Origin of the sequence: Streptococcus infantis, assembly GCF_047463275.1 — a bacterium.
In the GTDB taxonomy this organism is placed as follows: Bacteria; Bacillota; Bacilli; order Lactobacillales; family Streptococcaceae; genus Streptococcus; species Streptococcus infantis_AF.
In genome coordinates, this window is sequence record NZ_JASHEE010000007.1 from 1 (window position 1) to 15,526 (window position 15,526).

The 15,526-nt window shown below is 42.6% G+C and carries 5 protein-coding genes and 2 pseudogenes; 1 reads left to right on the plus strand and 6 read right to left on the minus strand.

Annotated features, from left to right (window positions below):
* From QM923_RS08990 to rpoB, 3 genes are all read right to left on the minus strand, one after another.
* Window positions 1-5,923, minus strand: a 5,923-nt coding sequence (locus QM923_RS08990; RefSeq protein ID WP_414291607.1) for a CshA/CshB family fibrillar adhesin-related protein, incomplete at its 3' end; no start/stop codon positions are given.
* Window positions 5,924-6,181: 258 nt separating this feature from the next.
* A complete protein-coding gene (gene rpoC, locus QM923_RS08995) occupies window positions 6,182-9,844 on the minus strand; it encodes a DNA-directed RNA polymerase subunit beta' (RefSeq protein WP_414291608.1) in 3,663 nt (1,220 codons plus the stop codon).
* 32 nt (window positions 9,845-9,876) lie between these two features.
* Entirely contained in the window at window positions 9,877-13,479 is a 3,603-nt protein-coding gene (rpoB, locus tag QM923_RS09000; RefSeq protein WP_414291609.1) for a DNA-directed RNA polymerase subunit beta, read from the minus strand.
* Between the two features lie 575 nt (window positions 13,480-14,054).
* Here rpoB and QM923_RS09005 point away from each other — a divergent pair.
* Window positions 14,055-14,360 carry a rhodanese-like domain-containing protein gene (locus QM923_RS09005; RefSeq protein WP_414291610.1) on the plus strand — a complete coding sequence of 102 codons (306 nt, stop codon included), beginning with the start codon at window positions 14,055-14,057 and terminating at the stop codon, window positions 14,358-14,360.
* A gap of 91 nt (window positions 14,361-14,451) precedes the next feature.
* Here QM923_RS09005 and QM923_RS09010 read toward each other — a convergent pair whose 3' ends face one another.
* The 3 genes and pseudogenes from QM923_RS09010 to QM923_RS09020 all read right to left on the minus strand — a co-directional run.
* The gene (locus QM923_RS09010) at window positions 14,452-14,709 is read right to left on the minus strand and encodes a metal-sensitive transcriptional regulator (RefSeq protein ID WP_003002739.1); all 258 of its coding nucleotides are present in this window, start codon (window positions 14,707-14,709) and stop codon (window positions 14,452-14,454) included.
* 86 nt (window positions 14,710-14,795) lie between these two features.
* Window positions 14,796-15,206, minus strand: a pseudogene (locus QM923_RS09015) (VOC family protein); the annotation flags it as partial.
* Window positions 15,202-15,438: pseudogene (locus QM923_RS09020) on the minus strand (transposase); the annotation flags it as partial. The pseudogenes QM923_RS09020 and QM923_RS09015, both read right to left, overlap by 5 nt.
* Window positions 15,439-15,526 lie beyond the last annotated feature (88 nt).

Below are 15,526 nucleotides of genomic sequence, written 5' to 3' on the forward strand. Positions count from 1 at the left end.
TTTCAGCCGGTGTACCGTTGGCATCCTTAGCTTGAACCTTAACGGCAACGACATCACCTGAGTATGACTTGTCAGTTGGTGTGAAGGTTACAAGGCCTGTTGCTTTATCAACTGTGAATGTACCGATAACCTTACCGTCTGGTGACTTAGCAACTACTGAAGCTGCTGGTTGACCATTTTCGTCAAGAAGAGTAATCGTATCCTTGTCGATTGGTGCAACTGGGTCACCTTCTGTGAATGTAACAGTACCAGTTTGAACCACTCCTTGAGGTGCTACTGATTCAGCAGGAGTTGCTGTTGGTGTTACTGGAGTTACTGTTGGTGTGTACTTAGCTGTTACTGGGGTGCCGTTCTTATCTACACGTTTAACAGTCACGCCTGTTCCTGTGCCTGTGAATGATTTTTCTGGTACGAATGTAACTGTTCCGTCTGGTGCTACTGTGTATGTTCCTTCACCTGGGATAGTCTTAGTTGTTGAACCATCTTCGAATGTTGCTGGAACATCATCATCCATTGGAACTACTGGATCACCTTCTGTAAACTTAGGTTTACCTGTTTGGGTTTGACCTTGTTTATCTGTTGAAGTTACATCCTCTGCAGTTGGAACAACTGGAGTAATCTTAGGTGTGTATGTTGTTTCAGCCGGTGTACCGTTGGCATCCTTAGCTTGAACCTTAACGGCAACGACATCACCTGAGTATGACTTGTCAGTTGGTGTGAAGGTTACAAGGCCTGTTGCTTTATCAACTGTGAATGTACCGATAACCTTACCGTCTGGTGACTTAGCAACTACTGAAGCTGCTGGTTGACCATTTTCGTCAAGAAGAGTAATCGTATCCTTGTCGATTGGTGCAACTGGGTCACCTTCTGTGAATGTAACAGTACCAGTTTGAACCACTCCTTGAGGTGCTACTGATTCAGCAGGAGTTGCTGTTGGTGTTACTGGGGTTACTGTTGGTGTGTATTTAGCAGTAACTGGTGTACCGTTCTTATCGACACGTTTAACAGTCACGCCTGTTCCTGTGCCTGTGAATGATTTTTCTGGTACGAATGTAACTGTTCCGTCTGCTGCTACTGTGTAGGTTCCTTCACCTGGAATTACCTTAGTTGTTGAACCATCTTCGAAGGTTGCTGGTGTATCATCATCCATTGGTACGTTTGAGTTACCTGGTGTGAATGTTGGTTTACCTGATTGTGTTTGACCCTGTTTATCAGTTGAAGTAGCATCTTCAGCTGTTGGTGTTACTGGGGTTACTGTTGGTGTGTAGGTTGCTGAAGCTTTTGTTCCGTTCTTATCTTCGCGGACAACTGTTACAGCTGGTGCAGTTCCGACGAATGATTTTTCTGGGACAAATGTTACTGTTCCATCTGCTGCAACCGTAAATTTACCAACACCTTCTACAGTCTTAGTTGTTGAGCCATCGTCAAATGTCGCTGGAATATCATCGTTCATTGGCACACGGCTATCGCCTTCAGTAAATACAGGTTTACCAGTTTGTGTAGCGCCTTGGATATCTGTAGTTTCAACTGGTGTTGCTGTTGGTGTTACTGGGGTTACTGTTGGTGTGTAGGTTGCTGAAGCTTTTGTTCCGTTCTTATCTTCGCGGACAACTGTTACAGCTGGTGCAGTTCCGACGAATGATTTTTCTGGGACAAATGTTACTGTTCCATCTGCTGCAACCGTAAATTTACCAACACCTTCTACTGTCTTCGTTGTTGAACCATCGTCAAATGTCGCTGGAATATCATCGTTCATTGGCACACGGCTATCGCCTTCAGTAAATACAGGTTTACCAGTTTGTGTAGCACCTTGGATATCTGTAGTTTCAACTGGTGTTGCAGTTGGTGTTACTGGTGTAACAGTTGGTGTGTAGGTTGCTGAAGCTTTTGTTCCGTTCTTATCTTCACGAACAACTGTTACAGCAGGAGCCTTACCAACAAATGATTTTTCTGGGACAAATGTAACAGTACCGTCTGCTGCTACTGTGTATGTACCAACACCTTCTACTGTCTTAGTTGTTGTTCCATCGTCAAATGTTGCTGGAACAGCTTCGTTGATTGGAACAGTTTTTTCTACTCCATCAACCGTTACAGTTCCACCCTTGAATTCAGGCTTACCTTTTTGAGTCGCGCCTTGGATGTCTGTTGTTTCTGCTGGTGTCGCAGTTGGTGTTACTGGAACAATCTCAGGTGTGTAAGTTGTATCAACCTTGATTCCGTTTGAGCTTTCAGCTTGAACCTTAACAGGAGTTACTTTACCTGTGTAAGACTTATCAGTTGGTGTGAAGGTTACAACACCTGTTGCTTTATCAACTGTGAATGTACCAATTGGTGTTGTTCCATCTTCAGCATAAGCTGGTGTCGTTGAAACTTCGTTACCATCTTTATCTAGCAATGTGTAGCTATTATCTTTAATGGTAATAGCTTTATCTTCACCATTTACTTGAACAGTTGTTCCTGCAAAGGTTGGTGTACCGGTTTGAGTCGCACCTTGGATATCTTTTGAAGTTGCAGGGCTTGCAGTTGGAACTGCTGGCACAACCGTTGGTGTGTAGGTCGCATCTGAAGTAATGGTTGCAGTCTTACCACTAGCATTTGTAATAGTAGCCGTTGCCTGAACAGTTACTCCTTTTGCAGTACCGACAAAGTCTTTTTCTGGCGTAAATGTTACTGCTCCAGTCGTTGGGTCGATAGTATAGCTACCTTCACCTGCTACTGTCACTGTTGTTTCATCAGTTGGTTGACCAGTTGCGGGATCCACCAATTTCTTACTTGTGATTTTCGCAGTCTTATCGTTACTCAAATCAAAGGTTGGTGTTTGTGTTTGAGGAACATTTTGAACATCCTCAGAAACCTTGTTTGTAGGAGTCACCGTAATTGGAGTTACAGTTGGAGTGTACTTAGCCGTAGCAGTCTTGAGGTATTCATCACGAACTGTTCCATCTTTATCTCTTCCGACAGGTGCAGTCAATGATACAGTAACACCTCTTGCAGTACCAGTAAATCCTGGTTCTGGAACAAAGGTAACTTCTCCTGTAGCGTCATTGATTGAGTATGTCCCTTCGCCTGCTACTGTTACAGAGGTTGCATTGGTTACTTGACCAGTCGCTGGGTCCACCAATTTAGCAGGGTATTCCAAGCTTGGAGTGACAGAGATCTTTTCGCCATTAGCATTAGTTGTAGTTGTGTTAAAGGTTGGAGTACCAGTTTGAGTCGCACCTTGGACATCTGTTGAAGTCTTATCTACCCCTTCAATTTCCGTTGGTGTAACAGTTGGGATGTAAAGACCATCCATTGTGTTTAATACTGTATCAACGTTGGCTTCATCAGCTGGGAATTTTGTTGACCAACCAGTATCGTAGCCATTGCTGTCCGTACGACGGATAGAGATACCGTCAGCTGTTCCAAGGAAGTGATCTTCTGGGATGAATTCCACATCTACATCTTTACCATTACCAGTAACTTTGTATTTACCTTGACCTGGCACGACATAGTAACCTTCCGCATCCAAAGTAGCCTTGTTCCCATTTGCATCGACAATGTATGGTGCTACTGTTTCATCAATTTTTGCTGGCTCAGTTAAGCTATATCCTTGTAAACCACGAGCGGTAAAGGCTACAGTAGCGGTTTGCTTCGCTCCTTGAAGACCAGTTGTTTCTTTGAATTCTCCTTTTGGTGGGTGGGTAATTTGAGTCTTGAAGTCTTCTACTTCCCCTGAGAAGGCCATACCTGTTGGGCTCTCAATTTGAGCAGCATCCTTAGCGATACGAACACGAACCCCTAATTCATTGACACTAGGATCAATATAGGTTTTACTCTTTGTAAATCTTAACGTAGCCGTTCCATCTTGAGTAATGGTTGTTAAATCAGACCGTTCATCTTCATCGAAGGTTCCGTTTTGGTTGAAATCTATCCAACCATAGATGTTAGCTTTTGCTGCTCCATCCGTATGAGCTTCCACTGAAATGGTGTAATTACCTGGACGTGTCCGGTCCATCTTGATCATCTCATTGGTTTTCCCTTTAAGATCATTTGGAAGCAATTGGTCGATGCCTTCATCAGCCGTTGTCGCTTTATCGTCACCAGTCCAATCAAGGGTATTGTTTTCATCCATATCAGGACTCAAGTGGCCGAGATAAGGTTGGTTTACTTTCTTACCGGTAATCCCATCCACAGTTGCAATTGAATGAACTGCCTTGCCGTATGATTCAGGAGCATCTCCTTCATCAAGTGGGAAGAAACCAAGCATTGCTGATTGTTTACCTGAAGATGCGATATATAATCCAATTTCAGAAGCGCCACGTGTCATTACCATAGGTACGGCAATCGTGCTTGCAGAAACGTTAGGACCAAATACGCCTGTTCCTAAACCACCTGTCTTCAAGTCTGCGCTTCCATAGTATTTCCATGCTACAGTTTTACCTTCTTCACCCACACCAGTTGCTCTACGTAAAAGGTTTAAGTTAAGTCCATTAATGTTAACTCCATCAATATTTACAACGTTATTAGGTTTTGTAGGATCGAATAAGTTATTTGTATCTTGAGGAACATAGTTTTTCGTATTTCGGTTATTATTTTTAAACCATTCCCCAACATGTTGCCAACCTGAACCGTTTGTAGTGAAGAGTACTAACTCACCTGGGTTAGCTGACTCACCATCCGCCATGACAATAGCAGGTTTGACCGCTTTCCCGCGGAAGGTCGCAGAAATTTCAAACTGAACACCGATATTTCCACCGTTGAATTCTGAAGAAATCGTAGTTTGTTTAGTACCAGTGTCGATCCCTTCTTTACGGATTTCAGTCCATCTATTATGTTGTGGATCCGCAATTACTTTTGCTTCTTCTTTATTATTAAAAGCAGCTTTTGTTGTTGCATCATTAATAGAGTTGATATATCCATTTTTTGCATTTGGATCATAGGTTGCTTTTTCTGCTTCTGTTGCTCCTCGCTCTTCAAGACGTTTTTTATAGAGTTCAGTTGCTTGGAATGGTTTCAAAGACTTAACCTTGATGGTAACTACATAGCCTGGCATTATTTCCTTAGTATAGGTAGCACCAACTTGGAGTGCAAGTTTGCCATCTGAAGTTGTCGTTGTACCTGTCCAGTTAGTCTTATCCCCAAAGTCCAACCATGAGATTTGACTCGCCAAATCCGCTGCTTTTATATCTGTTGTAAATCCTGGTTTTTCAACTTTTGGAGTTGAAGTTGCGTCTTCAACGTCTGCACCAATTCCAGTAGCTGTTGCAGTATCTGCACGGAAGGCAGTATTCTTATCAATCTCTTTACCATTACGAGGGTCGTTTCCCCCAGTATTCGCAATTGAGTTTGTACCTTCAGCTGGTTTTGTGTTTTCTGCAGGTTTTCCAGTTGTTGCTTCTGTCTTATCAGCAGTTGCTACTTTTTCTTCAGCTACAACTTTTTCTTTGTTTTTAAGTTTAGCATTGACAGTTGTTACAAGTGATTGATAAGCTGCATCCAACTCAGCTTGACTTGTAGCAGAAGTAAGTGCATTTTTAGCATTAGCAAGAGCTACTTTAAGAATTTCAACACTCTCGTCTGTCTTGCTGCTGTATTTACCATTTGCTAAGTTTGCTTCAATTTCAGCAACGTAAGTTGCCAATTTGTCGCTATTAAGCTCAGGTTTTACTTCAGTAGAAACTGCAGGCGCTGCTTCTGCTTGATACGTTACTTCTTTAGCAGGTGCTGCTTCTGTAGTTAGAGGAGCTTCTGCTTTGTCAACATCTGTTGTAGCTACAACTCCATCAGCTTGTTTTTCTTCTGTTACTTCATCAGCTCCAACACCTGTAGCTGTTCCAAGCATGACTAACGTTCCGAGTAAGACCGAGCAAACTCCTACATGAAGCTTACGAATCGAAAATCGACTAATACGGTCATTAAACAAATCATTTTTCACTAACATTACCTCCAAGTTGCATAAAATTTAACTTAGTTTAGAATAAATATGTATTTACTATTCATTATTTTTCGTAAACTACCCGCTGTTATATTTTATCATGCCAGTCCTTGAATACCAAGCATTTTGCTCAATTTTTTGGAAAAAATTTTTTCTACTTTTATAGCTCAAATTATTTTGTAAATCATATAAAAATCAATATACCTTTTCTATATATTTAATACAAAAAAAGAGGGAAGACCCTCTTTTTGTTTAAGCATTATTTTATTCGCTTACTTCAACAGTTTCAACGACTTCTTCTACAGTCGTATCAACTGGAGCTTCTTCTTGTGAATCTGCAAGGAGTGACTCTTCATTGACTGCTTGTGGTTCAAGGTTACGGTAGCGAGCCATACCAGTACCAGCTGGGATGATTTTACCGATAATAACATTTTCCTTGAGACCAAGGAGATGGTCTTTCTTACCACGGATGGCCGCGTCTGTAAGGACACGAGTTGTTTCCTGGAAGGAAGCAGCTGACAAGAAACTATTTGTTTCAAGTGAGGCTTTGGTAATTCCCATAAGGACTGGGCGACCAGTTGCTGGAACACCACCTGCGATAAGAACATCTTTGTTGGCATCTGTAAAGTCATTGATGTCCATGAGAGTACCCATGAGAAGGTCTGTATCACCTGGATCCATGACACGGACTTTACGGATCATTTGACGAACCATTACCTCGATGTGTTTGTCTCCGATTTCTACCCCTTGGCTACGGTAAACTTTTTGTACTTCACCGAGGAGGTAAGTTTCAACTGACAAGACATCACGTACAGCAAGGAGACGTTTTGGTTGGATAGAACCTTCTGTAAGAGCTGCACCACGAGAAATTTGATCGCCAACTTGGACACGCATACGTGCTGTGAATGGTACCACGTATTCGCCTTCGCCAGTTTCACCTTTAACGAAGACTTTCTTAGTACGAGTTGAAGCATCTTCTTCAATTGCTGTAACTTCCCCTTTGACTTCTGTGATAACTGCTTCCCCTTTAGGATTGCGGGCTTCAAAGATTTCTTGGACACGAGGAAGACCCTGAGTGATATCGGTATTTGAGGCAACCCCACCCGTGTGGAAGGTACGCATTGTAAGCTGTGTACCAGGTTCCCCGATAGATTGGGCAGCGATTGTACCAACTGCTTCACCAACTTCAACCGCATCACCAGTCGCCAAGTTGATACCATAACAGTGACGGCAGACACCATGACGAGTATTACATGTAAATACTGAGCGGATGGTTACTTCTTCAACACCGGCATTAACAATTTCACGAGCTTTGTCTTCTGTGATCAATTCATTTGGACCGATGATAACTGCACCAGTTTCTGGGTGTTTAACAGTTTTCTTAGTGTAACGACCATTGAGACGTTCTTCTAGAGACTCAATCATCTCTTTACCTTCAGTAATAGAACGGATCAAGAGTCCACGGTCAGTTCCACAGTCATCCTCACGAATGATAACGTCTTGGGCAACGTCAACCAAACGACGAGTCAAGTAACCTGAGTCAGCTGTCTTAAGGGCCGTATCGGTCATCCCTTTACGGGCACCGTGAGTTGAGAAGAACATTTCGAGTACTGACAAACCTTCGCGGAAGTTTGAAAGGATAGGCAATTCCATGATACGTCCGTTCGGAGCAGCCATCAGACCACGCATACCGGCAAGCTGTGAGAAGTTTGAGATATTACCACGGGCTCCAGAGTCCATCATCATAACGATAGGGTTCTTAGGATCTTGGTTGGCAACCAAACGTTTCTCGAGTTTTTCACGGGCAGCACGCCATTCAGCTGTAACAGCATTGTAGCGTTCGTCATCTGTGATCATACCACGACGGAATTGTTTTGTGATTTGTTCTACACGTTTGTGTGATTCTTCGATGATTTCAGCCTTGTCTTCAACAACTGGAATATCGGCGATACCCACTGTCAAACCTGCAAGAGTTGAATGGTGGTAACCGAGGTTCTTCATACGGTCAAGTAGGGCAGATGTTTCTGTCGTACGGAAACGTTTGAAGATTTCAGCGATGATATTTCCAAGGTTTTTCTTCTTGAATGGTGGGTTGAGTTCAAGTCCATCGATAGCTTCCTTGATATTTCCACCTAATGGCAAGAAGTACTTAGCCGGAACACCTTCTGTCAAGTTAGCGTTAGTTGGCTCTTGCAAGTAAGGTAGTCCTTCTGGCATGATATCGTTGAAGAGGATTTTACCAACAGTTGTAAGCAAGATTTTGTGTTTTTGCTCTTCTGTCCATGGTTTGTTCAAGCTATCTGTTGCGATACCAACACGTGAGTGGAGGTGAACATAACCATTACGGTAAGCCATGACAGCTTCGTCACGGTCCTTGAAGACCATACCTTCGCCTTCACGACCAGCTTCTTCCATAGTCAAGTAGTAGTTACCCAAAACCATGTCCTGAGATGGAGTAACAACTGGTTTACCATCTTTAGGGTTCAAGATATGCTCAGCAGCAAGCATCAAGATACGAGCTTCTGCTTGGGCTTCTTCTGAAAGCGGTACGTGGATGGCCATTTGGTCCCCGTCAAAGTCGGCATTGTAGGCTTCACAGACAAGAGGGTGCAAGCGAAGGGCTTTACCGTCAATCAAGACAGGTTCAAAGGCTTGGATACCCAAACGGTGAAGGGTAGGTGCGCGGTTCAAAAGTACTGGGTGTTCTTTGATCACTTCTTCGAGGATATCCCAGATACGTTCATCTCCACGTTCTACCAAGCGTTTAGCCGCTTTAACGTTTTGAACGATATCGCGCGCAACGATTTCACGCATGACAAATGGTTTAAAGAGCTCGATTGCCATTTCACGTGGCACACCACATTGGTACATCTTAAGAGTTGGACCAACGGCAATAACAGAACGTCCTGAGAAGTCAACACGTTTACCGAGCAAGTTTTGACGGAAGCGTCCTTGTTTCCCTTTGAGCATGTGGCTCAATGATTTAAGCGGACGGCTACCTGGTCCTGTAATTGGACGACCACGACGGCCATTGTCAATCAAAGCGTCAACCGCTTCTTGAAGCATACGCTTCTCATTTTGAACGATGATACCTGGTGCGTTCAACTCAAGCAAACGAGCCAAACGGTTGTTACGGTTGATAACACGACGGTAAAGGTCGTTCAAGTCAGATGAGGCAAAACGGCCACCATCCAACTGCAACATTGGACGAAGATCTGGTGGAATAACTGGAAGGATGTTAAGAACCATCCATTCAGGCTTGTTTCCAGACTTGTGGAAAGCATCCAAAACATCCAAACGACGGATAGCTTTCACACGTTTTTGTCCAGTAGCTGTCTTCAACTCTTCTTTGAGTTCAGCAATTTCTTTTTCAAGATCTACTTGTTTCAAGAGGTCTTGGATAGCTTCGGCACCCATTTTGGCAACGAATGAACCCTGACCAAATTCACGCAAGCGTTCACGGTATTCACGCTCTGTCATGATAGACTTGTGCTCAAGTGGTGTATCTTTTGGATCAATCACCACATAAGCAGCAAAGTAGATAACTTCCTCGAGGGCACGAGGACTCATGTCAAGGGTCAAGCCCATACGGCTTGGAATCCCCTTGAAATACCAGATATGAGATACAGGAGCTTTTAACTCGATGTGTCCCATACGTTCACGACGAACTTTTGTACGCGTCACTTCAACACCACAACGGTCACAAACAATCCCTCTGTAACGAATGCGTTTATATTTACCACAAGCACATTCCCAGTCTTTTGTAGGACCAAAGATCACTTCGTCAAAAAGTCCTTCACGTTCTGGTTTCAACGTACGGTAATTGATTGTTTCAGGTTTTTTGACTTCTCCATAAGACCATGAACGGACTTTGCTTGGAGAAGCTAGTGTGATTTGCATACTTTTAAAACGATTTACATCAACCACTATTTCTTCCCTTTCTATTATAAGTGAACTGCTTATTCTTGTTCAGCAGTTTCTTCTGTTGTTTCCGCTTTTGCATTTTCTTCTGCTTCAAAGGCTGCTTTAGCCTCTTGAGCTGCTCTTTCGCGGGCTTTTTCAAGGTCATCTACGTGGATGACATCTTCGTCCATTCCTTCATCAAGGTCACGAAGTTCCACTTCTTGATCGTCTTCGTCAAGGACACGCATGTCAAGACCAAGAGATTGCAATTCTTTTACAAGAACTCGGAATGATTCTGGAACACCTGGTTTTGGAATTGGTTTTCCTTTTGTAATGGCTTCATAAGCTTTCAAACGTCCGTTGATATCGTCAGACTTGTAAGTCAAGATTTCTTGAAGGACATTTGACGCACCATAGGCTTCAAGCGCCCAAACCTCCATCTCACCGAAACGTTGTCCACCAAACTGAGCTTTACCTCCGAGTGGTTGTTGTGTAACGGTTGAGTATGGTCCGACTGAACGTGCGTGCAATTTATCATCAACCATATGGTGAAGTTTGATCATGTACATGACACCAACTGACACACGGTTATCGAATGGTTCACCAGTACGACCATCGTATAGGATAGTCTTAGCGTCGCTATCCATACCTGCTTCTTTGACAGTATCCCAAAGATCTTCAGAACTTGCTCCGTCAAAGACTGGTGTTGCGATGTGGATACCAAGAGTACGAGCTGCCATACCAAGGTGAAGCTCCATAACCTGACCGATATTCATACGTGATGGTACCCCAAGTGGGTTCAACATGATATCGACTGGAGTTCCGTCTGGAAGGTAAGGCATGTCTTCTACAGGAACGATACGAGAGACAACCCCTTTGTTCCCGTGACGTCCGGCCATCTTATCTCCGACCTTGATCTTACGTTTTTGTGCGATGTATACGCGAACCAGCATGTTGACACCAGATTGCAATTCATCACCGTTTGCACGTGTAAAGATTTTAACATCACGAACGACACCATCGGCACCGTGTGGTACACGAAGGGAAGTGTCACGAACTTCACGAGATTTGTCACCGAAGATAGCGTGCAAGAGACGCTCTTCAGCAGAAAGGTCTTTTTCACCCTTAGGTGTTACTTTACCTACAAGGATATCCCCTTCTTTAACCTCAGCACCGATACGGATGATACCCATTTCGTCGAGGTCTTTAAGGGCATCTTCACCAACGTTTGGAATTTCACGAGTGATTTCTTCAGGCCCAAGCTTTGTATCGCGTGTTTCTGATTCGTATTCTTCGAGGTGAACAGATGTGTAAACATCGTCTTTCACCAAGCGTTCGCTCATGATAACGGCATCCTCAAAGTTGTAACCTTCCCATGTCATGTAGGCAACGATTGGGTTTTGTCCAAGCGCCATTTCACCTTTTTCCATAGAAGGTCCATCAGCGATAAAGTCACCTTTTTCGATGACATCGCCAACTCGAACAAGGGTACGTTGGTTATAAGCAGTACCTGAGTTTGAACGACGGAATTTTTGGATGTGGTAAACATCAAGAGAACCATCTTCACGGCGAACTTCTACTTTGTCCGCATCCGCATAGGTAACCTTACCACCATGTTGTGCAATAACTGCAGCTCCTGAATCATGGGCTGCTTGATATTCCATACCAGTACCAACGAAAGGCGCTTTAGGATCGATCAACGGAACAGCCTGACGTTGCATGTTGGCTCCCATGAGGGCACGGTTGGAGTCATCGTTTTCCAAGAAAGGAATACATGCTGTCGCAACGGCAACTACCTGTTTAGGAGAAACGTCCATATAGTCAACGCTTGATGCTGGATATTCTTGGTTAACCCCTTGGTGACGTCCCATGACAACTTTTTCAGCAAAAGTTCCATCTGCGTTCAATTTAGAGTTAGCCTGAGCTACTGTGTACTCATCTTCTTCATCGGCCGTCAACCAGACGATTTCGTTGGTTACTTTTCCAGTTGCACGGTCAACCTTACGGTATGGTGTTTGAATGAAACCATACTTGTTGAGGTGTCCGTAAGAAGACAAGTTGTTGATCAAACCGATGTTTGGTCCTTCAGGTGTTTCGATTGGACACATACGACCATAGTGAGTGTAGTGCACGTCACGCACTTCATATCCAGCGCGGTCACGTGTCAAACCACCAGGCCCTAAGGCAGACAAACGACGTTTGTGAGACAACTCAGAAAGTGGGTTGTGTTGGTCCATGAACTGTGACAACTGTGATGAACCAAAGAACTCTTTGACTGCAGCTGTTACAGGACGAATGTTGATGATTTGTTGAGGTGTCAATACTTCGTTATCTTGAACAGACATACGTTCACGAACATTACGTTCCATACGTGAAAGTCCAAGACGTACTTGGTTGGCAAGCAATTCACCAACAGCGCGGATACGACGGTTCCCGAGATGGTCGATATCATCGATACGACCGATGCCTTCAGCCAAGTTAAGGAAGTAGCTCATTTCAGCAAGGATATCTGCCGGAGTGATCGTGCGAACTTTATCATCTGGATTTGCATTTCCGATGATTGTTACAACACGGTCTGGATCAGTTGGAGCCACAACCTTGAATTTTTGAAGAACAACTGGTTCTGTCAAAACAGCTGAGTCGTTTGGAGTGTAGACAATCTTGTTCAAATCGCCATCCAAGTGACTTTCGATACTTTCGATGACATCGCGAGTCATTACAGTACCTTTTTCAACCAAGATTTCACCAGTTTCAGGGTCCACCAATGGTTCAGCAATTGTTTGGTTGAGCAAACGAGTTTTAATATTTAATTTCTTGTTAATCTTGTAGCGTCCAACAGCTGCCAAGTCATAACGACGTGGGTCGAAGAAACGAGCCACAAGCAAGGTACGTGAACTCTCAGCAGTTTTTGGTTCACCTGGACGAAGACGCTCATAAATTTCTTTCAAAGCTTCGTCTGTACGAGAGTCCATTGGGTTTTTATGGATATCTTTTTCAAGAGTGTTGCGAACCAACTCGCTGTCCCCAAAGATATCAAAGATTTCGTCATCGCCTGAGAAACCAAGAGCACGAACCAAAGTCGTAAATGGAATTTTCCGTGTACGGTCGATACGAGTATAGGCGATGTCTTTTGAGTCACTTTCAAGTTCCAACCAAGCTCCACGGTTAGGGATAACAGTTGAACCGTAGCCCACTTTACCGTTTTTGTCTACTTTATCATTAAAGTAAACACCTGGAGAACGCACCAACTGTGATACGATAATACGTTCACCACCATTGATGATGAAGGTACCCATCTCAGTCATGATTGGGAAGTCACCAAAGAAGACTTCCTGTGTCTTGATTTCGCCAGTTTCTTTGTTAATCAAGCGGAAAGTTACAAAGATTGGTGCTGAATAACTAGCATCATGGATGCGAGCTTCTTCAAGCGTATATTTAGGTTCTTTGATTTCGTAGCCAACAAATTCCAACTCCATTGTTTCTGTGAAGTTTGAAATTGGCAATACATCTTCAAACACTTCCTTCAGACCATGGTCTAGGAAATCTTTAAATGAATCAGTTTGAATTTCAATCAAATTTGGTAAGTCAAGAACTTCTTTGATTCTTGAAAAACTACGACGGGTACGATGTTTCCCGTATTGAACGTCATGTCCTGCCAAGATGATTCTCCTTTGTAAATAAAGTTCCAAGCTTAGTCACCTAAGCTAATAATTATCGTTTAATGGTTCTAAAACCCCTATCAACTTATCCCCCTTGACTAATTTTTCAGAATCTTTAAATCTCTGTTACAGATGCAAAAAATACCGAAAAAAAGCACAAAAAGAGCAGTTAAATCCGACTTTTTTCAGGAGATTTAACTGCTGTGAGCCTTGTCCGGACAATATTTCAGACAAAACCTACGACAAATGATTACTCATATTATACTTGATTTTCTCTGATTTTTCAAGGACTTTGCTTGTTTTTTTTCTTGCCTTAGTATTGAGGTTTGTCAGTTTTCAGAAAAGGTAGTTTTCTAAGAAAATAGTTGTTGTTAAGTAAATAGGACAGGTTCTATTAATGAACCTACCGGCCAACTAAAACTTTCTCTCTTTAGATTGTGAGTTGGCATCTTGTATACTGAAAATGAATAAAACAATTTAATAAAAAAGAGATAACACTAATCAATGCAACTTGCTTGACAAAAGCTTTACTTAGTGGTTTAATATACCCCATAAGGGTATATTTGGAGGTGCCTATGTTTCACTTATTTACAAAAATTGATAGTATTTCTACTAGCGAATTAGAAGCTAAACTAAAGGAACCTATTCAGCTACTGGACGTTCGAACGCCTACAGAATTCCGTAGAGGCCATATCAAAAACGCAAAAAATGTCCCCCTAACTGAAATCGGTTCTTATAAGCCCACGACAAAAGAAACACTCTATGTCATTTGTCATTCTGGTGTTCGAAGCAAGATGGCTGCTAAAAAGCTCAAGAAAAAAGGCTATGATGTTATCAACGTCCGAGGTGGCATGAATGCCTGGCCCGGTGATGTAGAATAAATCAAATACAAAAAGAGCAGTTGGTTTACTCTAAAGAAAACCAACTGCTCTTTTACTATTCTATCAACTTTTCAAGTAAGCCTTTATTCTGTTACTTCCGTTTAATCAAGTATTTAACTGCCTTTTCCAATCTTTCCTTCTGCGCTTGAGGGTCGCCTAAAGGTTCATTAATACAAGCTGTTAAATTCTCGGTTATCATCAACTCAATAATACGATCAACGCTTGAACGAACTGCTGTTAATTGGGTGATGATATCGACACAATCCCGCTCTTCCTCCATCATTTTTTGGATACCCCGCAATTGACCTTCTGAGCGTTTGAGGCGTGTAATGTACTTTGATTTTGTCATCTATTTATCCTTAAATGATTTTTTTACATTATATCTCTAATAAAGCCCTTTGTCAAAAGTATCACTTCTCTTAAAGATAAAACCTCCTAGTTCTCCACTCTGACTCTCGTAACAATACCGTCTTTATCAGTCATGCTGAACTCTGCTGAAGAAATCCACTGAGTTATCGCCTTGCCAGTTTGAGATTGAGCAAATACTTTTAATAATTCCTCTTTATTCTCAACTTCAACCACATAGTAGGCTAGCCCCACCATTCCATGCTTACGTCGAACTAAGTTTTTGCCACCCCATTCATTGACAGCCAAATGATGATGATAAGCCCCTGATGCGATCCAACTAGCATGTGGAATCGTAAATTTATTCTCCAGACCTAGAGACTCTTGGTAGAACACACTCGCTTCTCGGCTATTCTTAACAGATAGGTGAACATGCCCCATGTGAGTCCCACTTGCAATTGCAAAAGGCTCTATGCCTCGTCCTAGTTCATAGATATCTTGGAATGGTTAACTGAACAGTCCCATATTTGGTTTCAAATTTCTGTGAATAGGTTCCGTTCCGACTATTGCCAGAATTATAGCCTACTTTTTCGTAAGGCTCATCCCCTAAAAAGGCTGACAATTCTGCTTGAAGCAGACCATTCATAGCTGTTTCAAGAGAAGTAAGGAAAAATTCATCAATATCTTGCTTTTGCGCTAGGAAGTTATGTTGTTCTTTAGTAAACTGAGTCATAGGAATAAATTTAGTAATGTTTCGCAACTCTACTATAACGGATTTATTCCTTTTTGTATTTACACAACTTATTTTACACTACCAGAAG